At 60.5% G+C, this 22,142-nt stretch carries 20 protein-coding genes; 12 read left to right on the top strand and 8 right to left on the bottom strand.

The window, feature by feature from the left end; genetic code table 11:
* Window positions 1–32 precede the first annotated feature (32 nt).
* Complete coding sequence (locus tag ACQ4WN_RS18000) at window positions 33–2,579, top strand: TonB-dependent receptor plug domain-containing protein (RefSeq protein WP_436552785.1); 2,547 nt, start codon at window positions 33–35, stop codon at window positions 2,577–2,579.
* A 48-nt stretch (window positions 2,580–2,627) separates the two neighbouring features.
* Window positions 2,628–3,323 (top strand): DOPA 4,5-dioxygenase family protein, encoded by a 696-nt coding sequence (locus ACQ4WN_RS17995; RefSeq protein WP_436552784.1) that lies wholly within the window; start codon window positions 2,628–2,630, stop codon window positions 3,321–3,323.
* A 67-nt stretch (window positions 3,324–3,390) separates the two neighbouring features.
* On the opposite strand, the gene ACQ4WN_RS17990 is transcribed toward ACQ4WN_RS17995, so the two are convergent.
* From ACQ4WN_RS17990 to ACQ4WN_RS17975, 4 genes are all read right to left on the bottom strand, one after another.
* A complete protein-coding gene (locus ACQ4WN_RS17990) occupies window positions 3,391–4,611 on the bottom strand; it encodes a polyhydroxyalkanoate depolymerase (protein ID WP_070260064.1) in 1,221 nt (406 codons plus the stop codon).
* Between the two features lie 275 nt (window positions 4,612–4,886).
* On the bottom strand, window positions 4,887–5,210 hold the full coding sequence (gene fdxA / locus ACQ4WN_RS17985) for a ferredoxin FdxA (RefSeq protein ID WP_010395176.1): 324 nt from the start codon (window positions 5,208–5,210) through the stop codon (window positions 4,887–4,889).
* Between the two features lie 334 nt (window positions 5,211–5,544).
* Window positions 5,545–5,832, bottom strand: coding sequence for a protealysin inhibitor emfourin (locus tag ACQ4WN_RS17980; protein ID WP_436552783.1), 288 nt, complete (start codon window positions 5,830–5,832; stop codon window positions 5,545–5,547).
* An 88-nt stretch (window positions 5,833–5,920) separates the two neighbouring features.
* Window positions 5,921–7,318 carry a gluzincin family metallopeptidase gene (locus tag ACQ4WN_RS17975; RefSeq protein WP_436552782.1) on the bottom strand — a complete coding sequence of 466 codons (1,398 nt, stop codon included), beginning with the start codon at window positions 7,316–7,318 and terminating at the stop codon, window positions 5,921–5,923.
* Between the two features lie 200 nt (window positions 7,319–7,518).
* On the opposite strand from ACQ4WN_RS17975, the gene ACQ4WN_RS17970 reads away from it, so the two are divergent.
* The 4 genes from ACQ4WN_RS17970 (at window position 7,519) to proX (ending at window position 11,790) form a co-directional block, all read left to right on the top strand.
* Window positions 7,519–7,803: a polyhydroxyalkanoic acid system family protein gene (locus ACQ4WN_RS17970; protein WP_436552781.1), complete on the top strand. Its 285-nt coding sequence runs from the start codon at window positions 7,519–7,521 to the stop codon at window positions 7,801–7,803.
* 583 nt (window positions 7,804–8,386) lie between these two features.
* Complete coding sequence (proV, locus tag ACQ4WN_RS17965; RefSeq protein ID WP_436552780.1) at window positions 8,387–9,622, top strand: glycine betaine/L-proline ABC transporter ATP-binding protein ProV; 1,236 nt, start codon at window positions 8,387–8,389, stop codon at window positions 9,620–9,622.
* Window positions 9,619–10,722, top strand: a complete 1,104-nt coding sequence (proW, locus tag ACQ4WN_RS17960) for a glycine betaine/L-proline ABC transporter permease ProW (protein ID WP_436552779.1) — start codon at window positions 9,619–9,621, stop codon at window positions 10,720–10,722. Before proV ends, proW begins: the two co-directional genes overlap by 4 nt.
* 9 nt (window positions 10,723–10,731) lie before the next feature.
* On the top strand, window positions 10,732–11,790 hold the full coding sequence (gene proX, locus ACQ4WN_RS17955; protein WP_436552778.1) for a glycine betaine/L-proline ABC transporter substrate-binding protein ProX: 1,059 nt from the start codon (window positions 10,732–10,734) through the stop codon (window positions 11,788–11,790).
* A 90-nt stretch (window positions 11,791–11,880) separates the two neighbouring features.
* Here proX and ACQ4WN_RS17950 read toward each other — a convergent pair whose 3' ends face one another.
* The 3 genes from ACQ4WN_RS17950 to ACQ4WN_RS17940 form a co-directional block, all read right to left on the bottom strand.
* The gene (locus ACQ4WN_RS17950) at window positions 11,881–12,351 is read right to left on the bottom strand and encodes a GNAT family N-acetyltransferase (RefSeq protein WP_436552777.1); all 471 of its coding nucleotides are present in this window, start codon (window positions 12,349–12,351) and stop codon (window positions 11,881–11,883) included.
* 47 nt (window positions 12,352–12,398) lie between these two features.
* Window positions 12,399–12,653 carry an acyl-CoA-binding protein gene (locus ACQ4WN_RS17945; protein WP_436552776.1) on the bottom strand — a complete coding sequence of 85 codons (255 nt, stop codon included), beginning with the start codon at window positions 12,651–12,653 and terminating at the stop codon, window positions 12,399–12,401.
* A gap of 200 nt (window positions 12,654–12,853) precedes the next feature.
* Window positions 12,854–13,210 (bottom strand): FKBP-type peptidyl-prolyl cis-trans isomerase, encoded by a 357-nt coding sequence (locus ACQ4WN_RS17940; protein ID WP_101484045.1) that lies wholly within the window; start codon window positions 13,208–13,210, stop codon window positions 12,854–12,856.
* A 198-nt stretch (window positions 13,211–13,408) separates the two neighbouring features.
* On the opposite strand from ACQ4WN_RS17940, the gene ACQ4WN_RS17935 reads away from it, so the two are divergent.
* The 6 genes from ACQ4WN_RS17935 (at window position 13,409) to ACQ4WN_RS17910 (ending at window position 21,373) form a co-directional block, all read left to right on the top strand.
* Entirely contained in the window at window positions 13,409–14,380 is a 972-nt protein-coding gene (locus ACQ4WN_RS17935) for a YVTN family beta-propeller repeat protein (protein ID WP_436552775.1), read from the top strand.
* Window positions 14,380–15,198: a polysaccharide deacetylase family protein gene (locus ACQ4WN_RS17930; protein ID WP_436552774.1), complete on the top strand. Its 819-nt coding sequence runs from the start codon at window positions 14,380–14,382 to the stop codon at window positions 15,196–15,198. Before ACQ4WN_RS17935 ends, ACQ4WN_RS17930 begins: the two co-directional genes overlap by 1 nt.
* Window positions 15,195–16,235 carry a sterol desaturase family protein gene (locus tag ACQ4WN_RS17925; RefSeq protein WP_436552773.1) on the top strand — a complete coding sequence of 347 codons (1,041 nt, stop codon included), beginning with the start codon at window positions 15,195–15,197 and terminating at the stop codon, window positions 16,233–16,235. Before ACQ4WN_RS17930 ends, ACQ4WN_RS17925 begins: the two co-directional genes overlap by 4 nt.
* Window positions 16,235–17,062 (top strand): EI24 domain-containing protein, encoded by an 828-nt coding sequence (locus ACQ4WN_RS17920; protein ID WP_436552772.1) that lies wholly within the window; start codon window positions 16,235–16,237, stop codon window positions 17,060–17,062. The genes ACQ4WN_RS17925 and ACQ4WN_RS17920 overlap by 1 nt, the downstream gene beginning before the upstream one ends.
* A 45-nt stretch (window positions 17,063–17,107) precedes the next feature.
* Complete coding sequence (locus tag ACQ4WN_RS17915) at window positions 17,108–17,893, top strand: competence/damage-inducible protein A (RefSeq protein ID WP_436552771.1); 786 nt, start codon at window positions 17,108–17,110, stop codon at window positions 17,891–17,893.
* 363 nt (window positions 17,894–18,256) lie between these two features.
* Entirely contained in the window at window positions 18,257–21,373 is a 3,117-nt protein-coding gene (locus ACQ4WN_RS17910; RefSeq protein ID WP_436552770.1) for a transglycosylase domain-containing protein, read from the top strand.
* A 50-nt stretch (window positions 21,374–21,423) separates the two neighbouring features.
* Here the strand turns inward: ACQ4WN_RS17910 and ACQ4WN_RS17905 are convergent, their stop codons facing one another.
* On the bottom strand, window positions 21,424–22,029 hold the full coding sequence (locus tag ACQ4WN_RS17905; RefSeq protein WP_436552769.1) for a glutathione S-transferase family protein: 606 nt from the start codon (window positions 22,027–22,029) through the stop codon (window positions 21,424–21,426).
* Between the last annotated feature and the right edge of the window lie 113 nt (window positions 22,030–22,142).

Here is a 22,142-nt window from a genome sequence, read left to right as displayed (position 1 = left end):
CTATGTTGACGACTTTGAAAGGATGTTTTCGTATGCTGAAACTGATTCACAAGCACTACCCCGCACCCCACCTGCGGCCACTGGCGCACGCCGTCTCGGTGGCCGTGCTGGCGCTGTCAGCGCCCGGCGTGGCGCATGCGCAAGCCGCGCTGGCCGCCGCACCGCTCGACGCCGTCATCGTCACGGGCGCGCGCGGCACGGGCCGCACCGTAGCCAACAGCGCCGCGCCCATCGACGTGATCAGCGCGCAGCAATTGCTGGCCACGGGCAAGTTGAACTTGCTCGATGCGCTGGACACGGCCTTGCCGTCGTTTAACTTGCCGGCCCGCGTGCAGCCCGACCTGGGCAGCATCGTACGCGCCGGGCAGCTGCGCAACCTCGATCCATCGCACACCCTGGTGCTGCTCAATGGCAAGCGCCGCCATACGACGGCCATCGTCAATGAGGATGGTTTTCCCGGTTCTGTCGCCACCGACCTGGCCCTGATACCCACGGGTGCCATTGCCCGCGTGGAAATCCTGCGCGACGGTGCCTCGGCTATCTACGGTTCCGACGCCATTGCCGGCGTCATCAACATCATTCTGAAATCGGATGACAAGGGCAGCTTTGGCACGCAGCTCGGTTCCACCTACGATGGCGATGGCACGAACGGTTCCGTGCGCATCGATGGCGGCACGCGTCTGGGCGAACACGGCTTTGCCCACTTCGGCGCCGAAGTCCAGCGCCAGGGCATCGCCGTGCGCAATTTCGGCCTGAATTCCGCTTATCTGTCCTATCCAGCCGTGCGCAACAGCGATGGGCAACTGGTGAAATTGGGACCGAACAACAGCTTGCCGGCCGGTGCTTCGCCGAACCCGGCCGAAGCGGGCCGCAACAGCAATCCATGGCGCAATACGGGTGTGCCGCAAAGCACGACCGCCTCGCTCAGCGCCAACCTCGGCTATGACGTGTCGAATGAAGTGCAACTGTACGGCTTCGGCACGTATGCCCACCGCAATGCCCGCTCGGCGCAGAATTTCCGCCTGCCCAATACCATTTTCAATAACAACCGCGGCTTGCTGTCCGTGTATCCCGACGGATTCATGCCGTATGAAACGACGAGCGAAAACGATGTTGCACTGACGGGCGGCATCAAAGGCGAGACGGCCGGCTGGAGCTGGGATATCAGCAGTACCTACGGCCGCGACGATATCGACGTAGGCGTGGAAAACTCGGCCAACTACTCGCTGACTTATCCGGGTGGCAAGACCGACTTCAGCATCGGCAATCAGCGCTACAGCCGCTCGACCACCAACGCCGACGTGCGCCGCCCCGTGTTACTGGGCTTGAGCGAGCCGGCTGACCTCAGCGTCGGCCTCGAGTATTCGCATGAAACGCAGCAACGCAGCCCTGGCGAACCCGCTTCCTGGCAGGGCAGTGGCTCGTCGGCACTGGCTGGCTACCTGCCCGCCGATGCTTCCGACACGGCGCGCCACAGCTATGCGGCATATGTGGGCCTGGGTGCCAAACTGACGCCGCAATTGCTGCTCGACACGGCCCTGCGTGCCGAAAAGTATTCGGATTTCGGCCGCAAGACCACGGGCCGTCTGTCTTCCCGTTATGACGTCACGCCCGCCGTGGCTGTGCGCGGCACTATCAGCAATGGGTTCCACGCACCGAGCCTGGTGACGCAATCGTACTCGAACACTTCGGACCATGCGGGCGTGCCCTACACTCTGGCGCAGCCGAATTCGACCGCCGCGCGGGCCCTGGGCGCGCAAGCGTTGAAACCGGAGAAATCGACGAATCTGTCCGCCGGGCTGACCTTCAATCCTGCGCCTACCCTGCGCTTTGCCGTTGACGCATATCAAATCAAGGTCAGCGACCGCCTGGGTGTGTCGTCGAACATCGGCATCGACCGCAGCTCGGGCGTAGCGCTCGATGGTAGCGGTCGGCCGCTGACGGCGGCGCAAGTGAGTGTCATTGAAAACCTGCTGCGCTCGGCGGGCTTGGCGGTGGGCAATGGCCTGGTGGCGCATTATTTTGCCAACGTGGGCGACACGCGCACGCGCGGCATCGATTTCACGGCCGAGGATGTGCTGCGCGTGGCCGATGGCAAGCTGCGCTGGACGGCGGCCGCAAATATCAACCATACGAGCCTGGTGGGCAAGGCGGAACTTCCCGCCGTGCTGCAAGGCTTGCCGAATATCGGCACCCTGAGCAAAGCGGCCGAGTACGACTTGCTGTACCGCGCCCCGCGTGACAAGGAGATCGTCACGCTGGCGTATGAAAAATCCGGTTGGGTATTCAACGTGCGCGAGACGCGCTACGGCAAGCTCAAGCGCCTGAACGCCATCACGGGCGGCGATTATCAGTTGAAAGCCGCCTTCGTGACGGATGTCAGCGTCGGCTACGACATCGGCAAGCGCGTCAACGTGACGGTGGGTGCCAACAATGTCTTTGACCAGAAGCCAGGCCAGGTGCCGCGCGAAGCGCGCAGCGCATCGAATCTGGCGCAGTACACGGGCGCGTACGACAACTCGGGACCATTAGGCGTCCTTGGCGGTTACTACTACGCCCGCGCCACGATTCACTTTTGATCTGCCATCGCTATCTCCATACTTATAATCAAGAACAGGAAATTCTCTATGTCTGACAAAAATCAACACGCGGCCATGGATCTGGAATGGGCCAATCTCCTCTCTCCGCAACGCCGCACGGTCTTGCGTGGCGGTGGCCTGGTGGCGGCGCTGGCCGCTTCGGGCCTGGCTGGTTCGGCGCTGGCGCAGGATGGCGCAGTCAAGCGCGTGAAAGACGTAAAACCAGCGGCGCCCGGCAAGAGCCCGTGGGGCGAGCATACGGATACGGCACCCACGCCGCGCCCTGTCAGCGTGCGGCCCGGCGAGGAAGCCTTGCCGGGCAAGCCGCGCGCTTACACGGATATCGAGAGTTATCATGCACACATCTATTTTGATGAAGACAGCTATCAGAAAGCGGCGCTGATACGCAAGTGGGCGGCCGAGCGCTTCCAGATCGAACTGGGCGACTGGAACCTGGAGCCGCGCGGCCCGCACGTGACGCCCTCGTTCTATTTCGGCTTTACCAATGATTTGTTGCCCGTGATCGTGCCGTGGCTGCAGTTGAACAGCCTGGGCCTGACGATATTGATCCACCCGAATACGGAAGATCCCCGTGCAGACCATCTGTATTACGCGCTGTGGGTGAACCGTTCGCAGCCCGTGAATGGCTATGCGATGAAAAAGCCGGGGCCAGGCGAGCCGAGAGTCGAGCAAATCTTTGTCAATACGCGCCCGACAGTGAAAATCGAAACATCGCGCGCATGAGGTGGGCATAAAAGAAAACGGCACGCCAGGGTAGCCTGGCGTGCCGTTTTTGTTGAAACAAAGCCTATTAGCCGTGTTTCTGGATGAATTCGCCGATTTTCGGGCAAATGATCTCGCGCCAGCGGCGGCCCGAGAAGATGCCGTAGTGGCCGCATTTCGGCGCCACGAAGTCTTGCTGCATCTCGGCAGGGATGCCGGAACACAAATCATGCGCCGCCTGCGTCTGGCCTGCGCCGGATATGTCGTCCAGTTCGCCTTCTACGGTAAACAGCGCCACATTCGTGATGTCTTGCGGACGCACCAGTTGACCGCCCACTTTCCAGGTGCCCATCGGCAGGCTGAATTCCTGGAAGACCGTTTTGATGGTTTCCAGGTAGTACTCGGCCGGCATGTCCAGCACGGCGTTGTACTCGTTGTAGAACTGGCGGTGGCCTTCCGCCGGCTCGTCATCGCCCGTCACCAGGTGCATGTAGAACTCGCGGTGGCTTTGTGCGTGGCGGCCCGGGTTCATGGCGATGAAACCGGCGTGCTGCAGGAAGCCTGGATAGACCTTGCGGCCAAAGCCAGGGTAGTTCGGCGGTACCGCGTAGATCACAGTGTTTTCGAACCACGAGAATTTCTTTTCCGTCGCCAGGTTGTTGACTTGCGTGGGCGAGCGGCGCGGGTCGATGGGGCCGCCCATCATCGTCATGGTCTTCGGCATGTGGGGATCTTTTGCCGTCGCCATCAGCGAGATGGCAGCCAGCACGGGCACGGTCGGTTGACAGACGGAAATTACGTGCAAGTCAGGCGCCAGCAGGCGGATGAACTCTTGCACATAGTAAATGTAGTCGTCCAGGTGGAACGGGCCTTCCGTCAGCGGTACCATGCGCGCGTCCGTCCAGTCGGTGATGTAGACATCGTGCTCGGCCAGCAAGCCGCGCACGGTATCGCGCAGCAGGGTCGAGTGGTGACCGGACAGGGGGGCAACCAGCAAAACTTTGGGCTGTTGCAAACCAGTGGCTTCTTTTTTGAAGTGAATCAGGCGGCAAAACGGTTTTGTCACGACAACGTGTTCGCGGATGTCGACGCTCTCGCCCTGGACGAGCACGGATTGGATGTCGAATTGCGGTTTTTCGTAGTCTTTGCCAAGGCGGTACATCAGCTCGTAGCCGGCTGCGATGCGTTGCGAAAACGGAGTGTGGGCCAGTGGGGAAACCGGGTTGGTAAATAACTTGGAGGACATGTCTGCCCATTGCATCACCGGAGTGAGGAAAGAGCGTTGCAGTTCGTGCAGTTGGTAAAGCATATAGAGTCCTTGTTTAATTCCAAGCGCCAATATCGGCTCAAATATCATAATCCAATTCTACGATATTTGTTGAGGACAAAATGTGCTTTACAGCGCATAGGTCCATAGTTTGCGCATCGATGTGACAGCGTGCCACACTTGCGTGGATAGACCTGCAACGATGTTTTAAAAGCAAAAAAAGCAGCGTTTCCGCTGCTTTTGGTGCATTTATTTGCCGTCATGCCCCTGCGGGGAGGAATATTCCCGCCGGAAGGGCCGCCGCAACTGCCGTGTGCTTAGCGCACCAGCATGTCGAGTTTGTCCTTGACGTCCTTGTATTGCTCGGCTTCCGGCAAGGCAGCCTTCGTCTTGGTGATCGAAGGCCAGTTGCGGGCCAGATCGACGTTGATCTTGATGAAGGCTTGCTGGTCGCCCGGCACGTCTTCTTCCGCGAAAATCGCGTTCACCGGGCACTCTGCCACGCAGACGGCGCAGTCAATACATTCGTCCGGATCGATTGCCAGGAAGTTCGGGCCTTCCCGGAAACAATCTACCGGGCAGACATCGACGCAGTCTGTATAGCGACAGGCGATGCAGGATTCGGTGACAACGTGGGTCATAACAGTCCTATCAATTTTGGGGGGAGGTGCTGTAGCGCCTGCAGGAACCTCGGCGGCGCATACTAAAGCAAAGCATTGTATTTTAAGGCAATTCGCTATTTCTCACAAATCCCGCTTATATACAATACATATAAGCAAATTCATTTTTTCGCGTTGCCGTTGCCGCGCAGAGAGTGTAATTCAGCGACTATCCGGGACGTTGTCATGACGAACGCGGCAAGAAAGCGACAGTCGCCCGATGCTGCAGGCTGCAGGGCGGGCGGCGTGCTGTCTTGTCGTGTGGTGTTTTTGTTTTACTCAAATCAAGATCGATGCCAAATACGTGCCAGAAAAATCAGGCGCTGGCACGTATTTGCATCAGCAACTGTTGCCAACGTACATTTTCTGCACTGCCATCCTCGGCAAACGTGATGGTGCGGCGCGCGGTGGGCGCATCGACGGTGATCTGCCAGTGGGGGATATCGGCGCCCAACTGTTCGCCCGTGGCTTGCTGGTGCGTGAAAAAGCCGCTACTGGCCAAAGCCGCTTCCAGCCCGGGGCCAGCCGGATGGGCTTGCGTATCGATGTCATATTGTTCACTCAGGCCGGCAAAGCCGCCGCTGCTGCGGGCTGAAATTTTCATGGTGCTCCTTGTTGTCGATGGTGGTCGGCGCGCTATCGCCTGCCGGCAGTCCGGCAGGTTTGAGGCGGGCGTGCTGGTGCGCGGCGATCTAGTGGGCGCCGTAACTGCGGCACCAGGCGGCCAGCGCTTCGCGCTCCGCTTCGAGCAACTGGTCTGACTCGCTGTATTGCGCATGGTTCATGGTACCGCAGCAGGCGCGTCTGTCTTGTACGGCGCCGTCCCCGTCGACGACGTCGGGGGCAAAGGTCATCTGGCCATCTTCTGTCATGGCATTGGTCTTGAGCACTTCGCGCACGGTAAAGCTGTTGCGGATGAAGTCCAGGTAGGCGCCATTGCCATCGGCCTCGGTGATCGCGAGCATGTGGCCAGCCACGTCGGCATACGTGGCGGCTTGCTCGGGCGACGCCACCAGGGCGCGCAAGACCAGGCTGCGCAGGTAGTCGCCGCAGCGGTGCAGCACGGCCGCATCGTCTTCCAGCTGGGGCTGGCGTTCGTGGGCAAAGATGTCGGCCAGGATGTCGTAGATGGCGCCCGTAAACACTTGCGAGATGGCGTGCACTTCCGTGCCTGCTTCCGACAATTTGATGTCGTTGTCGGCATTGCGCAAGCCGTTTGGCCGGCCCAGGGCCAGGCCGAACTGCTCGGCCAGGTCGGCCAGAAACGTTTTGTCGTGCAGGTCGGACTTGGTCTGGGCAATCACCGCTTCTACCTGGTCCAGCTGCGACAGGGCGAGGAAGATGGCTGTCAGATCGCCGAACGATTCGTGCAAGCCGCCCGTTTGCGGTGGATTGCTACTGAGCAGCCAATTCGGCTTGAGGCCATCGAGCACGGCGTGCCCCGTTTCATGCGAGACGATGTCGAGCGAGCGGCAGGTGTAGACGCGCTCGGTGGCGCCGCTGGGGATGAAGTCGCCGAACTTGAGGGCCTTGTCGCTGCGGCTGTAATACGCATTCATGACATTGGGCAAGCCGTGCGGAAACACGCGCAGGGGCGTCGTATTGCTGGCGCTATTCCATTGCCAGGGCAGCGGCGGCGCCGTGTTGTTGCTGGCCAGCGCGCGCTGGTACATGGTGAGCGTCATGCGTACGATGGCAAAGGTGTGCACGGCATCGAACTGGTCTGTGTTGGGAGAGACGATGAAGTCGCCGAAGGCATTCGGGCTGACCTGCGCGATGCCCGGTTCGCCGAACGTGATACGCGCGTCGCGCGGGCCTTGCAGGGTCAGGCCGGGCAGGAAGGCCTTGCGCGTGCCCAGGTCGCTGACGGAGGGGTCTTGTTTCCAGATCAGCACGCGCGAACCGACGGGTACGGCGGCCAGGTTGCGGGCTGTTGCGTCGCTCAGGCGCGGCGGGCCCGGCTGAAGGGTCAGTTGCGCATTCTTGCGGTGCTGGCGGTACGGCGCCGATGGGGTAGGGACATAGCCCACCGGCAGGGACAGGCATTTGGTCAATACGGCTTCGACCGGCACGATGAATTTCTGGTCCATGGTAGCTCTCCAAGACACGCGCAACTGGAACTGGAATAGTCTTCCCGCTTCGGCGTGTCCTGTTTGATTCCGCGCAAACGAGATGCGGGACGGCGGGCGTTTTTTGCCAGGCCAGTGCCTGCCGCGGCCGTGCCTGCCGCATGGCGGCTGGTATGATGCTGGCCGTATTACCCCCGTTTTTATAATAAAAGGATCGTTTGATGGCGGATATAAATATAGTTCAGCAACATAAGCTGACAGCAGCAAAGGCGCGCGAAGCGGCGCAGCAAGTGGCCGACAAGCTGGCCCAGGAGTATGACCTGGCGTGCGCCTGGGATGGCGACGTGTTGCGCTTCGAGCGCAGCGGCGTCGATGGTTCGCTGACTCTGGAAAAAGAGCAGGCGCAACTGCAAATCAAGCTGGGCTTCATGCTCAGCGCCTTTGCCTCCACCATCGAAGGCAAGATTGCCGAGAAGATGCGCAAGGTGTTTACCGAGCAAGTTTGACGCCGGACAGGTACCTTGCCTGGCGCCATGTTTGGTGCTAGGGAGCGTGTCGCAGTGATGGGCGAAAAGACGATGAAAACACGTCGCTTTTCGCCTTTTTCACATCTGAATGTACGTTAGCGAACATTGCTAGCATATTTCTATTTGGAAAGCCATTGGACTTTAGTGTCTTTTTGCGTTATACTTGAGTCATATTTACAACAGCTACACCGCGTTTCACCTTCTGCTTCGCAGTACTCTCCGCTCGCTGAGTGGTGAATAATTCTTCGGGTTTTACACCCGCATCCAGTTAAAAGTAGCTTGATCGTTTTTTCGGTCAAATACATTTGGTGCCATGTATTTGCATGGCGCTAGCGTTGTTAAAAGTCCTGAACCACAGCCTCTTTTAGCACGCACACGGCACCCCGGCATCGGCTTTGGCCATCCGCCGGTAACACGCGTGTCACCCCCTGTTTCCTGTCGCTCCCGTGCGCTTGCTTTTGCGCCGTGGCGTAGCCGACGCAACAGGGTTTGCTGATTCCCGCCGCAAGCTAGCAGCTTGCTGGGTTTCATTCCATTCGTCAAATCGAGGGAGAACCACATCGTGGCAAAACAAATCATTATCGACCATGTGTTCAAAGTGTTCGGCGACAAGCCAGAAGAAGCACTTGAACTCGTCCGCAAGGGCGCCAGCAAGCAGGACATCCTGGCGCAGACCGACTGCACCATCGGCGTCTTCGACGCCACCTTTACCATCGAAGCGGGCGAAATCTTCGTCATCATGGGCTTGTCCGGTTCCGGCAAGTCGACCCTGGTACGCATGCTGAACCGCCTGATCGAGCCGACTGCGGGCCGCATCCTGATCGATGGCAACGACATCAATACCTTGCCGGACGCCCAGCTGCGTGCCCTGCGCCGCAAGGACATCAGCATGGTGTTCCAGTCGTTCGCGCTGCTGCCGCAAATTACCGTGCTCGACAACACTGCCTTCGGCATGGAACTGGCCGGCATGCCCAAGGCCGAGCGCCATGGGCTGGCCCAGCAAGCGCTGGAGCAGGTCGGCCTGGACGGCTACGGCGCCAGCTATCCCGACGAATTGTCGGGCGGCATGCAGCAGCGCGTGGGCCTGGCCCGTGCGCTCGCTTGCGATCCATCGATTTTGCTGATGGATGAAGCGTTTTCCGCGCTCGATCCGATTATCCGTACGGAAATGCAATCGGAACTGCTGCGTTTGCAGCAAATCAAGCGCCGCACCATCGTCTTCATTTCGCATGACCTCGACGAAGCCATGCGCATCGGCGACCGCGTTGCCATCATGAAAGACGGTCACGTGGTGCAAGTGGGCACGCCGGAAGAAATTCTGCGCAAGCCGGCCAATGATTACGTACGCAACTTCGTGCGCGGCGTCGATGCTGCGGCCGTCTTCAAGGCCAGCGATATTGCCCGCAAGAGCCAGATCGTGGTGTCGGAATCGCCGAGCCGCGGCTCGCGCGCCGCGCTGTCGATGCTGGAAGAGCAGGATCGCGCGTTTGCGTATGTCGTCAATCCGCAGCGCAAGTTCCTCGGCGTCGTCTCGGTCGATTCGCTGCGCAATGCGCTTGACGGCCATGTCGGTCCGCTGGGCCTGGCGCATGCGTATCTGCCCGACGTGCAGACCATCAATGCAGATGAGCCAGTCGCCGGCCTGTTCGGCCAGGTGGCGCAACTGCCATACGCCGTCCCTGTGGTGGCCAATGATGGCAGCTTCCGCGGCGCCATCAGCAAGACTACCTTGCTGAAGTTCCTTGACCGCGATACGCCAGCCATTGCCGAGCCACAACAACAGAAAGGACAAGCATGAACCCAAGCACCGTTTCCACAGTAGAACCTGTTGTTGAACAGGCCGCCCAGATCAATCCCTGGGCGCTGACGCCGCCCACCGACGCCAGCACCGCGTGGCTCGATGCCGCCGCGCCTGCCGTGCAGCCGGAACATGCGAGCGGCTTTCACCTGACACAGATTTTCGACGGCTCGCTGCCGCTGGAAAGCTGGATCAACCAGGGCCTGGGCTGGGTCGTGGCGCATTTCCGCCCCTTCTTCCAGGCTGTGCGCGCGCCGATCGACAGCGTGTTGTCCGGCGTGGAAGGCGTGCTGCTGGCCGCTCCGTCACTGACGGTGATCGCCATCATCGGTTTGCTGGCGTGGCAATTTACCAGCCGCACCCTGGCCATCGGCACCGTGCTGGCGCTGTTGCTCGTGTCGATGCTGGGCATCTGGCCGGAAGCCATGACGACCTTGTCGCTGGTACTCACCTCCCTGGCTTTCTGTCTGGCCATTGGTTTGCCGCTGGGCATTTTCCTTGCCAGCAGCGACCGCGCACAGAATATCCTGCGCCCCTTGCTGGACGCCATGCAGACGACGCCCGCTTTTGTTTATCTGGTGCCGGTGGTGATGCTGTTTGGTATCGGTAATGCGCCAGGCGTGATCGTGACGATCATCTTTGCCTTGCCGCCGCTGGTGCGCCTGACCAACCTCGGTATCCGCCAGGTGCGTCCTGACTTGATCGAAGCGGCCCGCGCGTATGGCGCCTCGCCGTGGCAGTTGCTGACCCGCGTGCAGTTTCCGCTGGCCATGCCGTCCATCATGGCCGGTATCAACCAGTCGCTGATGCTGTCGCTGTCGATGGTCGTGATTGCCTCGATGATCGCCGTTGGTGGTCTGGGTCAAATGGTACTGCGCGGTATTGGCCGCCTGGACATGGGCTTGGCCACCGTGGGTGGTCTGGGCATCGTGCTGCTGGCCATCACCCTGGACCGTCTGACGCAAGCGATGGGCCAGCCACGCCGTGGCGTGCGCCACTGGTATCAGACGGGCCCTGCCGGTTTCGTGCTGCGCCTGGTGCGCGGCAACACGGAGAAAAATAATGTTGAACAGCAAGCCACGCTGGCCAACGCACAATAAAGGAACCACATGCATCAAATTGATAATTTTAAAGTGACGCAAAAATCGCAACGCAAGTTCCAGCTGTTTTCCGCCCTGGCGCTCGCCGCCCTGGCCCTGACCACCAGCCTGGCCATGGCGCAGACGCCGGCCGGCCCCGCCGATGCGCTGCCCGGCAAGGGCGTCAAGGTGCAGGCGCTGCAAAGCTCGATCGCGGAAGAAACCTTCCAGACCATGCTGGTCGACAAAGCCCTGGAAAAGCTGGGCTATGAAGTGCAGCCGATCAAGGAAGTGGAGTACCCGACCGCGCATATCGCCATCGCCAATGGCGACGCCACTTTCATGGCCGTGCACTGGGACCCCATGCACAAGGATTTTTATAACAATGCAGGCGGCGACGCCAAGCTGTTGCGCACGGGCCAGTATGCCGGTCCTGCCGCACAGGGTTATCTGATCGACAAGGCAACGGCGGAGAAGTACAACATCACGAATATCGACCAGTTGCGCGATCCCACCCTGGCCAAGCTGTTCGACCATGATGGCGACGGCAAGGCCGACTTGACGGGTTGCAATCCGGGCTGGGGCTGCGAAGCGCTGATCGAGAAGCACATGGATGCGTACAAATTGCGCAAGACGGTGACGCACGTGCAGGGCAGCTATGCGGCCCTGATCGCCGATACCCTGGGCCGCTACAAGCGTGGCGAACCGATCCTGTACTACACCTGGACGCCGTACTGGGTCAGTGGCGTGCTGGTGCCGGGCAAGGACGTGGTCTGGCTGAAAGTGCCATTCTCGGCCAATCCGGACAAGGTGAATACCCGCCTCGACGATGGCAGCGATTACGGATTTGCCGTCAACACGGCGCGCATTGTGTCCAACAAGGCCTGGGCGGAGAAAAATCCGGCCGCAGCCAAGCTGTTCGAGGTGATGCAATTGCCGGTGGCCGATATCAATGCGCAGAACGAGCGCATGCGCCGCGGCGAAAACACGCAGGCCGATATCGCCCGCCATACGGCTGGCTGGATCAAGTACCACCAGCAGACGTTTGATGGCTGGATCGCGCAAGCGCTGGCGGCTGCCAAGAAGTAAATTTTAACGCCGTTCAGTATGTAAAAGTGGCTACCGATTCGGTAGCCACTTTGTCGTTAACGAGCTGTTTTGGTGGTTTTTTGTGAGTTTTTAGCCGTTTTTGGCTAGTTTCAGGTGCAAAATGGGGAAAGGCTTGCCGAACGGGTCGAGTCCCGAGCGGCTTTCCACGATAAAGCCCAGGTGCTGGTAAAAGCCATTTGCCTGCGTGTTGTGTTCGTTGACGTCGACGGCTGTGGCTTGAAGGCTGGCGAGGGCATGCTGCACCAGCGCGCGGCCGGCGCCGTTGCCGCGCTGCTCGGGATGCACGAACAGCATCTCGATCTTGGCGTGCTCGACGCACAGGAAGGCATAGGCGGCGCCGTCATCGGTGCGCAACACGTGCACCAGGCGTTCAGCCGTCACTCTGGCCAGTTCATCGCGCACGAAGGGTATCAGGAAGGCGATATCGCCATCGGCGAGAAAATCGTGGGTGGCGCGTACGGACAGGTGCCAGACGTCGAACAAACGGGGCAGGTCGGCGGCATGTGCCAGGGAAACTCTGGAATTTGGTGATAGTGTCATGCAGAAATTATACTGCCCCGGCAGGTGCCGGGGCAGGGGAGGGAAGATCAGTCCTTCAAGTCTTCGATCAAGTCGATGTATTGCTGTTGCGCCTCTTCTGTCGAGGTGCCGGCCAGGGCCGCCCAGGCGTCGAACTTGGCGCGGTTGACGAAGTCGGTCATGCCAGGACGCTCGCCCGTGGCGTCGCCGCTCGACGCTTGCTTGAATAAGGCGTAGATTTTCAACAAGGTCATATTGTCCGGACGCTCGGACAGGGTCTTGGAATCGAGCTGCGCTTGTTCGAATTGCTCTTGTAAACTCATGATGGCTCCTGTGTGCTGATGGAATCGCTGAAAAAGTGCGGCAGGCCCGGCGGAGTGGCCACCGTGCGTGCTGCAGTGCCTGACATCATAGTGAAAAAAGCGCGCCGTGCATTAGAGGAGATACTCAAAACAAAAGCGCCGCCGCTGAGTGAACAGGGGCGGCGCGTGGCGCAATCGCTTGAGCGCTGCAGAGTCTGTGCTTATACGCCCAGCAGTTCGACGTCGAAAATCAGGGTGGCGTTCGGTGGAATCGCGCCGCCGGCGCCGCGTGCGCCATAGCCCAGTGCTGCCGGGATGATCAACTGGCGCTTGCCGCCCACTTTCATGCCTTGCACGCCTTCGTCCCAGCCTTGAATGACGCGGCCTGCGCCCAGCGGGAATTCGAATGGGTCGTTGCGGTCTTTGCTCGAATCAAATTTCGAACCGGCGCTGCCGTCGTCGTTTTGCAGCCAGCCCGTGTAATGCACGACAACATTGTTGCCAGCTTGCGCTTCAGCGCCTTCGCCGACGACGGTGTCGATGTATTGCAGGCCGGAAGCGGTAGTGATGGTGGTCATGATAATCCTTGTGTAGGCGATGAAAGCTTCAGATTGTAGAGCAATGAGTTGCAAAGCGCCATTCCAGGCACGCGACAGGAAAAAAAGGGGAAATTACGGCGATGTGTGGCTGCCGCTTGCATTTAAGGGGGGATTTAATACAAAAAATACAGTGTTCCACGTAAAATGCCTGTTTTGTGTTTAACAGTGATTTCTTCCATGTTCCGCAGTCTACGCCGCCTTGTTTTTTCCTCGCTGTGCCTGGTTTCCGCAATGACTACGGCGCAAGCCGAAGTGGTGGTGGTGCTCAATTCCCGTGATGCTACGGTGCAACTGCTGGACCAGAAAACCTATGCTCCCTTGTCCACCTTTGCCGTCGGCAAGGAACCGCATCACCTGATGGAAACGCCGGACGGCAAGTCGCTGATCGTCGCCAGTTCCGTCGGTAACGAGTTGATCTTCCTCGACCCCGTGTCGGGCCAGATCCAGCGCCGCATCAGCAATATCCTCGACCCTTACCAGATCGGCTTTTCGCCGGATCAGAAGTGGTTCATCTCGAATTCGCTGCGCCTGGACCGCATCGACCTGTACCGCTACGATGGCAAGAACCTGACCCTGGCCAAGCGCATCGCGCTGCCAAAGCTGCCCAGCCACATGGCGTTCACGGCTGACAGTACCATGGCTTTCATTACGCAGCAGGGCAGCAACCAGGTCAGCGCCATCGATCTGGCCACGCAAACCGTCAAATGGACCATGCCCGTCGGTCCCGCGCCAGCCGGCATCACCATGACGCCTGACGGAAACTATTTGCTGGTGGGCATCATGGGCAGCGATTACGTGGAAGTGATCGACTGGCGCACGCAAAAGACCGTCAAGCGCATCAAGGCGGGCGCCGGCACGCACAATTTCCGCGCGCTCGGCGACAACCGCATGACGTTTGTGTCGAACCGTGTGTCGAACACCATCAACATCATCGACCAGAAGACGCTGGAAAACGTAGGCACCATCAATGTGCCAGGCGGCCCCGATTGCATGGAAATCACGCCCGATGGCAAGACCATGTGGGTAACCCTGCGCTGGATCAAGAAAGTGGCCGTGATCGATTTGACCACGCGCAAAGTGATCAAGACGATACCGGTGGGCCGCTCGCCGCATGGCGTGTATTTCGCCACCCACTCGCCGCGCATGTAATGATGCAGCGTCTTATTCTGACTGGCGGCTTGCCTGCCGTGCTGCTGTGCGCCAGCGCCATGCTGTCGCCCGCGCAGGCGGCGGCAGCGGCATCAGCCGAACCCGCCGCCTGCAAGGGCACCATCTACATGACCTTCGACACGGGCAGCCAGTCGCAAGCGCAGCTGATCGCCGACGTGCTGAATAAACGCCATGTGAAGGCGACCTTCTTCCTGGCCAACGAAAAGACGACGCGCGGCGACTATTCGCTCGACGCGTCGTGGGCGTCGTACTGGAAGGCCCGCGTCGCCGAAGGCCATGCGTTCGGCACGCATACGTTTGACCATGTGTACTGGAAGAAGGATCTGGCCAACGGCTTGATCCAGGTCAAGCCCCAGTTCGGCAAGGAGGGCGGCAAGCTGGCATCGTTGTCCGATCAACAGTTCTGCGAGCAATTGCGCCGGGTTGATACGCGCTTCCAGGAGTTGACCGGGCACAAGCTTGATCCGTTCTGGCGCGCGCCGGGCGGCTACACCTCGCCGCGCACCCTGGCGGCCGGCAGCGCCTGCGGCTACCAGCATGCGGCTTGGGCGCCGGCCGGCTACTCGGGCGACGAGCTGCCCAGCGACAAGTATCCGAATGCCATGCTGCTGAAAAAAGCGCTGGCAAACTTGCGCAGCGGCGACATTTTCATTTCGCACATGGGCATCTGGTCGCGCAAGGACCCGTGGGCGCCCGCCAACCTGGATGCCTTGATTTCTGGCTTGCAAGACAAGGGTTTCTGTTTTGCCACGCTGCGCGAGCATCCTGCCTACGCGCAAAAGAAGGGCCAGCCATGATCGCCGCCGACATCAGCGCCATCGTGCAACCGGCGATCGACGCCGTGGTCGATGCCTTCGGCGTGGCGCAAGGCTGGCTGTTCCAGACCATCGTCAACCCCCTTGTGTACCACCTGGGCTTTGGCGAATTCACGGAAGAGGCGTTCGAGGGCACGGAGTGGCTGCTGATCGGCTTGTGCGAGCTGGTGCTGCTGTTTCTTGTGCTGCGCCCACTCGAAGCCTTGATTCCCGCGCAAAAGATCACCGATGCGCGCGCCCGTTGGAACGACTTCATTTACACGGTGCTGCACCGCATCGGCCTGTTTTCCGTGCTGGTCTTCTTCACGCTCGATCCGCTGATGGATGCATTGGCGGGCGCCTTGCGTTTCGACAACATCCATCCGCTGAACCTGGAGTCGCTGTTGCCCGGCATCAGTCCCTTGCTCAGCTTTATCATTTATTTTGTGATACTGGACTTCGTCGACTATTGCTACCATCGGGCCTCGCACCATGTCGGCTGGTGGTGGGGCTTGCACAGCCTGCATCACAGCCAGCAAAACATGAACTTGTGGAGCGACGACCGCAATCACTTGCTCGATGACTTCTTGCGCGACGTAGTGATGGCCCTGGTGGCGCTCGGTATCGGCGTGCCGCCGGGCCAGTACGTGCTGCTGGTGTCGATTTCGCGCATTCTGCAAAGCTTGCAGCACGCGAATGTGAGGATACACTTCGGCCGCATCGGCGAGCGGCTGCTGATTTCACCCCGTTTCCACCGCACGCATCACGCGATCGGCGTGGGGCACGAGTCGAAAGGCAAGGGCAGCATGGGTGGTTGCAACTTCGGCGTGGTCTTGCCGATTTGGGATATGCTGCTGGGCACCGCGAATTTCTCGGCGGGCTATGCGCGCACGGGCGTGCGCGACCAGCTGGCCCGCATCGACAGCCATGGCGTGGGCCGGCCGGGACGCAACTATGGCCGCGGCTTCTGGCAGCAGCAATGGCTGGGCCTGCGCCGCATGGTGGAATTTGCAAGAATTAAACGAAAAGGACGCCGTTGATGCGTAATGTGTTGAATTCGTATGGCCGCGCCCTGCTGTCGCAATTGCACGGCAGGATATTGCTGCTGAGCGTCGCGCCATTCATCCTGTCGCTGATCCTGTGGGGCGGACTCCTGTATGTGGGCTTGCAGCCGCTGATCGACAGCCTGCATGCGCTGTTCACGCAGTACGACTTCTTCCGCACCAGCGGGCAGGTGCTGTCCACCTTTGGCCTGGGCGTGCTGAAAGCCGTGATCGTGCCCCTGATCGCCATGTTCATGCTGCTGCCGCTGATGATCTTGACGGCGCTGATCTTCATGGGCCTGTTCGCCATGCCGGCCATCGGCCGCCATATTGGCGGGCGCCACTTTCCGCAACTGGAAAAGAAACATGGCGGCAGCTTGGCTGGCAGCGTCGGCACCTCGCTGGCCACGTTCTTGCTTTTCATCGTCATATGGGTAGTCATGTTGCCCCTGTACGCGTTTCCGCCCGCCGCATTGCTGGGGCAAGCCGTGCTGTGGGGCTGGCTGACTTACCGCGTGATGGCGTATGACGCCATGGCCGACTATGCCAGCGTGGAAGAGCGCCACGCCATCATGCGCACGCAGCGCTGGCCCCTGCTGACCATCGGCATGGTTTCCGGCGCGGCCGGCGCCGTGCCGGGCATGCTGTGGATGGGCGGCGTAATGGCTGTGGTGTTCTTCCCCTTCCTGGCGGCGTTCGCCATCTGGCTGTATGTACTGATTTTTATCTTTACGGGTCTGTGGTTCCAGTATTATTGCCTGGAAGCACTGTCGCGTTTGCGGGGCGTACGCGGCATGACCGACGTGGCGCCGGCGGACGCCTGACCTTAGTGAATCCTGACCTTTAATCGAATCGAACGAGGAAGTTCCATGGCTATCGGATTGATCATCATCGGCGACGAAATCCTGTCGGGCAAGCGCACGGACCAGCATTTCCCGAAAGTAGTGAGCATGCTCAAACAGCGCGGCTTGCAGCTGAGCTGGGCGGAATACGTGGGCGACGAACCGGCTCGCCTGGTTGCCTTGCTCAAGCGCAGTTTTGCCAGCGGTGACATCGTTTTCAGCTTTGGCGGCATCGGCGCCACGCCGGACGACCATACGCGCCAGGCGGCGGCCGATGCGCTGGGCTTGCCACTGGTGCTGCATCCGCAGGGCAAGCGCAATATCGAGCAGCGCATCATGGAAATGGGCGATGAAACGGGCGTGCCGGCCGATTTGAACTCGCCGGAAAACCTGCACCGCCTGAAAATGGCGGAATTTGTCGAAGGTGCCGAGCTGATTCCGAATCCGTACAACAAGATTGCCGGCTTTGCCGTGCGCGAACATTATTTCGTGCCGGGCTTTCCCGTCATGTCCTGGCCCATGATCGAATGGGTGCTCGACACGCATTACAGCCATTTGTTCAACCAGGTGCCGCATGCGGAACATGCCTTGCTCGTGTATGAAACGGCCGAATCCCTGCTGACGCCGCTGATGGTGCGCCTGGAAGCAGAGTTTCCGCTGATCAAGGTGTTCAGCCTGCCCAGCGTGGGCGATGCGCAGACGCGCCGGCATATCGAACTGGGCGTCAAGGGCGAACCGGCGCAAGCCGCGGCCGCCTTTGCGGACATGCGCGCCGCGCTCGACGCCGTGCACGCGGAATACACCACCATCTGAGTTGCTGCCAGTCCGGCGCCGGCGGCTTTTTCGCTGGCGTCCAGCCCGCCGTGCATCCATGTACGCAAGCGACCGTTCCAGGACGTTGTTTTTTTGCGAAAATCTTCAATGAAGCAAGATTTTTGTGCGCGCTCGTCAGTCGTTTCCATGCCGATGTGGTGGAATGGTGAACAGGGGCCTTGCGTATCATTGCAGGGCCGCCTGCCTGTGCAGTAACGTGTTTTTTTGATTCACCGGTATGGACATCATGTTAAGCAAGCTTTGTTGTGACCGGCCCTGGCTGGCCCTCGTCTTATCCCGCGCGGAGCGGTATCGCTGCCGCATTTCCCGCGCCGTCCAAACCCAACTTTATCCCAGCATCCCATGAAAGACACAGGCGTCAACCTGGCCGCGCAAGAGCGGCCCCCCTCTGATCCAGCTGCCGAGGCGCCGCCGCCGGCGAGCCCGCCGAAGAAGCGCCGTTCGCGCATCTGGCCGATCTTTGCCATCATTGTGCTGGCGCTGATCGCCGGCGTGGCGTGGTTCGTCATGCGCGAAGTGCGCACGTCGTCCCTGCAGGCCGAGTTTTTCACGCGTCTGGACCGCCAACTGACGTTCAAGGTCGAGCCTGGCCCCGCACCGGCGGGCGCCATCCGCTATCCGCAGCATGGCCCGTATGACGAGCGGCTCGGCTATGCCAGTCTGCCGGACTTTATTAGCAAGCTGAACGCGCGCGACTATGCCGTCACGGCGCAGGCACGCATGTCGCCGAAGATGGTGCAACTGGTCGACCGGGGCATCTTTGCCACGTATCACGAGAACAACCGCGCCGGACTGACCATCCTCGATTGCCGCGCCGCACCCCTGTTCGCGGCCAGTTACCCCGAGCGCATGTTCGACAGCTTTGCCGAAGCGCCGCCCGCGCTGGTGCAAAGCCTGTTGTTCATCGAAAACCGCGAATTGCTCGACCCGGGCACGCCCGAGCGCAATCCGGCTGTGGAATGGGATCGTTTGAGCAAGGCCATTCTCGACAAGGCGCTGAACCTGTTTGGCGGCCACCGGGGCGGTGGCGGCAGCACCCTGGCCACGCAAATCGAAAAATACCGCCATTCGGAAGACGGGCGCACCAGTTCCATGCAGGACAAGCTGCTGCAGATGCTGTCGGCCAGCCTGCGCTCGTACCAGGATGGCGAAAACACCATGGAAACGCGACGCAAGATCGTCCTCAATTACCTCAATACCGTGCCGCTGTCGGCCAAAAGCGGTTTTGGCGAAGTCAACGGCATTGGCGATGGCATGTGGGTCTGGTATGGCCGGCCGTTTGCCGAGGTGAAGACCTTGCTCAAGGGTAATATGGACCAGCCGGACAGTGCGCTGGCCTACAAGCAGGCGCTGAGCCTGCTGATCGCTCAGCGCCGTCCTTCGCATTATCTGGTGGCCGGTGGCGCCGACCTGGAAGAATTGACCAACAGCCATCTGCGCCTGCTGGCGCAGGCGGGCGTGATTTCGCCCCAGCTGCGCAATGCGGCCATCGCCGAAAAGCTGCGTCCGTCGACGGCTTCGGGCGTGCAGTCGGAAGCATCGACCTCGTTCGTCACGCGCAAGGCGTCGAATGCCGTGCGCAACCACCTGGCCAGCATGCTCGGTGATCCGCGTTTGTACAACCTCGACCGCCTCGACCTGAAAGTGGTCAGTACGCTCGATGCGCAGGCGCAAAACGCCGTCACCAAGGTCTTGCGCGAGTTGCGCGACCCGGAAGTGGCGAAAGCGGCCGGCCTGACGGGCAAGGGCATGCTGGGCAATGGCGACCCTGCCAACGTGGTCTACAGCTTTACCTTGCTGCAAAAGGGCGAGCAAGCCAACTTGTTGCGCGTGCAAACGGATAACTTTGACCAGCCGCTGGACATCAACGAAGGCGCCAAGCTGGACCTCGGTTCGACGGCCAAGCTGCGCACCCTGGTCACCTACCTGGACATCATCGATCAGTTGCACCAGCGCTACAGCGGCATGGGCGCCGCCGAGCTGGGCAAGATCGCCGTCGATCCGAAGGACATGCTGTCGCAGTGGGCGATTGCCTATCTGAAACCATTGCCGCTCGGCGAGGCGCGCAACTTGCCCACCATGCTGGCGGCCGCCATGGAACGCAAATATTCGGGCAATCCTGGCGAAGGCTTCTTCACGGGCGGTGGCTTGCATCATTTCGGCAACTTCTCCAAGCTCGACGACAGCCGCATCATGACGCTGCAGCAGGCGCTGCGCCAGTCGACCAACCTGGTGTTCGTGCGCCTGATGCGCGATGTGGCCCGCTACTACATGTTCTCGCGCCCCGATTCCTCGGCCTCGCTGCTGGCGGACGCGGACGATCCGCGTCGGGCCCAGTACCTGAGCCGTTTTGCCGACAAGGAAGGGCGCGAGTTCCTGCACCGCTTCTATCAGAAGTACCGCGGCAAGAGTGTCGACGAGCAGGAAAAGATTTTGCTGGCCAGCATACGCCCGACCCCTGTGCGCCTGGCGAATATCTTCCGCACCGTCAATCCGAAGGGCACGGTGGCGGAGTTTGGCGATTTCCTCAACGCCAACTTGCCGTCGCAAAACGAAGTACCGCCCGAGCGCGTGGCCAGGATGTACCAGCAGTATGCGATGGAAAACTGGTCGCTGGCCGACCGCGGTTATCTCGCCAATGTGCATCCGCTGGAGCTGTGGATGGTGGCGTATCTGCGCCAGCACGAAGGCTCCACCCTGTCGCAGATGGTGGCGGCCAGCGAGAAAGAACGCCAGGAAGTCTATAAATGGCTGTTCAATACGCACCGTAAGCATGCACAGGACCGCCGCATCGCCAATTTGCTGGAAGTGGAAGGTTTCCTGGAAATCCACCGCCAGTGGAAAAAGATGGGCTACCCGTTCGATTCGCTGGTGCCTTCCTACGCGACCACTCTGGGCGCGTCGGCCGACCGTCCCGCCGCGCTGGCCGAGTTGATGGGGATCATCATCAACGATGGCGTGCGCAAACCGAGCGTGCGCATCGATTCCATGCATTTCGCCGCCAACACGCCGTATGACACCATGGTCAAGCGGGGCACGAAGGTGGAGGCGGAGCAAGTGCTGTCGCCGGACGTGGCCAAGGCCGTCGCCAAGGCCATCCGCGAAGTGGTGTCGGACGGTACGGCAAAGCGGGCGAAAACGGCATTCGTCGGCGCCGACGGCGTGCCGATCCCGATGGGCGGCAAGACGGGTACGGGTGACCAGCGCTTCGACGTGTATGGCGCCGGTGGCCGCCTGATCGAGTCGCGCTATGTGAACCGTTCGGCCACTTTTGTGTTCAATATCGGTGAGCGCTTCTATGGCAGCATGACGGCGTATGTGCGCGGACCGGAATCGAAGAACTACGATTTCACCAGCGCCCTGCCGGTGCAACTGCTGGTGTCGCTGGCGCCTAGCCTGATGCCGCTGATCGAGCCGCCTGCGCCGGCCGAGGGCGTGGCCAGGCAGTGCACGAATTAGCAGCTAGCAGCCAGTTGTAGCAAAACGCCGGCGTTCACGCCGGCGTTTTTTTAGCCGGCAAACACGGCGGTTTTATCTTCCAGGCGCGCATGGTAGGCGGCGATGGCAGGGTAGTCGGGGCGTTGCATCGGCGCCATCAGCCAGCGCTTGACGGACAGGCCCAGCACGATATCGGCCAGCGTGAATTGCTCGCCGCAGACGAAGGCGCCCGTGCGCTGCAGCTGCTGCTCGACGATGCCCATCATCTTGTTCCATCCGGCAATACCTGCCGCCAGCTGCGCCGCATCCTGGTGCGCGGGGCTGTGGCGCACCAGCGACATGAAGGCGTAGCGCCAGCTGTTGTTGAGGTCGCCCATTTGCCAATCCATCCATTTTTCCACTTCCGCGCGGGCACGGGGATTACTTGGCAACAAGTCTTCGCGGCCTGATTGCGCACACAGGTAGCGGCATATGGTGTTCGATTCCCACAGCACCAGGTCGCCATCGAGCAGTACGGGCACCATGGCGTTCGGATTCAGGGCCAGGAAGGCGGGGTCGTCGGTGGCGCGAAAGCCGCTGCCCCAGTCTTCGCGTTCATACGGCAGGTCGAGTTCCTCGCACGTCCACAAGACTTTGCGGACATTGATCGAGGCGGCTTTTCCAAGAATTTTCAGCATGCGGGGCTCCGTGGGGCAGGTGGTTGATCTGCCACTGTAGCGGATTTGGCCACGTCGCGCCTGTGAAAGTGCCTTGCATAGTTGCGCTTTTCTTGGCATCGTAGCCACCCATG

The sequence above is a fragment of the Janthinobacterium pasteuri genome (assembly GCF_051380775.1).
GTDB lineage: Bacteria > Pseudomonadota > Gammaproteobacteria > Burkholderiales > Burkholderiaceae_D > Janthinobacterium.
This window is presented reverse-complemented; position numbering and strand designations above follow the sequence as displayed.

Coding starts and splice junctions, on each gene's coding strand:
- ACQ4WN_RS18000 (WP_436552785.1), top strand. CDS start 33: ATGCTGAAACTGATTCACAAGCACTACCCCGCACCCCACCTGCGGCCA.
- ACQ4WN_RS17995 (WP_436552784.1), top strand. CDS start 2,628: ATGTCTGACAAAAATCAACACGCGGCCATGGATCTGGAATGGGCCAAT.
- ACQ4WN_RS17990 (WP_070260064.1), bottom strand. CDS start 4,611: ATGCTTTACCAACTGCACGAACTGCAACGCTCTTTCCTCACTCCGGTG.
- fdxA (WP_010395176.1), bottom strand. CDS start 5,210: ATGACCCACGTTGTCACCGAATCCTGCATCGCCTGTCGCTATACAGAC.
- ACQ4WN_RS17980 (WP_436552783.1), bottom strand. CDS start 5,832: ATGAAAATTTCAGCCCGCAGCAGCGGCGGCTTTGCCGGCCTGAGTGAA.
- ACQ4WN_RS17975 (WP_436552782.1), bottom strand. CDS start 7,318: ATGGACCAGAAATTCATCGTGCCGGTCGAAGCCGTATTGACCAAATGC.
- ACQ4WN_RS17970 (WP_436552781.1), top strand. CDS start 7,519: ATGGCGGATATAAATATAGTTCAGCAACATAAGCTGACAGCAGCAAAG.
- proW (WP_436552779.1), top strand. CDS start 9,619: ATGAACCCAAGCACCGTTTCCACAGTAGAACCTGTTGTTGAACAGGCC.
- proX (WP_436552778.1), top strand. CDS start 10,732: ATGCATCAAATTGATAATTTTAAAGTGACGCAAAAATCGCAACGCAAG.
- ACQ4WN_RS17950 (WP_436552777.1), bottom strand. CDS start 12,351: ATGACACTATCACCAAATTCCAGAGTTTCCCTGGCACATGCCGCCGAC.
- ACQ4WN_RS17945 (WP_436552776.1), bottom strand. CDS start 12,653: ATGAGTTTACAAGAGCAATTCGAACAAGCGCAGCTCGATTCCAAGACC.
- ACQ4WN_RS17940 (WP_101484045.1), bottom strand. CDS start 13,210: ATGACCACCATCACTACCGCTTCCGGCCTGCAATACATCGACACCGTC.
- ACQ4WN_RS17935 (WP_436552775.1), top strand. CDS start 13,409: ATGTTCCGCAGTCTACGCCGCCTTGTTTTTTCCTCGCTGTGCCTGGTT.
- ACQ4WN_RS17930 (WP_436552774.1), top strand. CDS start 14,380: ATGATGCAGCGTCTTATTCTGACTGGCGGCTTGCCTGCCGTGCTGCTG.
- ACQ4WN_RS17925 (WP_436552773.1), top strand. CDS start 15,195: ATGATCGCCGCCGACATCAGCGCCATCGTGCAACCGGCGATCGACGCC.
- ACQ4WN_RS17920 (WP_436552772.1), top strand. CDS start 16,235: ATGCGTAATGTGTTGAATTCGTATGGCCGCGCCCTGCTGTCGCAATTG.
- ACQ4WN_RS17915 (WP_436552771.1), top strand. CDS start 17,108: ATGGCTATCGGATTGATCATCATCGGCGACGAAATCCTGTCGGGCAAG.
- ACQ4WN_RS17910 (WP_436552770.1), top strand. CDS start 18,257: ATGAAAGACACAGGCGTCAACCTGGCCGCGCAAGAGCGGCCCCCCTCT.
- ACQ4WN_RS17905 (WP_436552769.1), bottom strand. CDS start 22,029: ATGCTGAAAATTCTTGGAAAAGCCGCCTCGATCAATGTCCGCAAAGTC.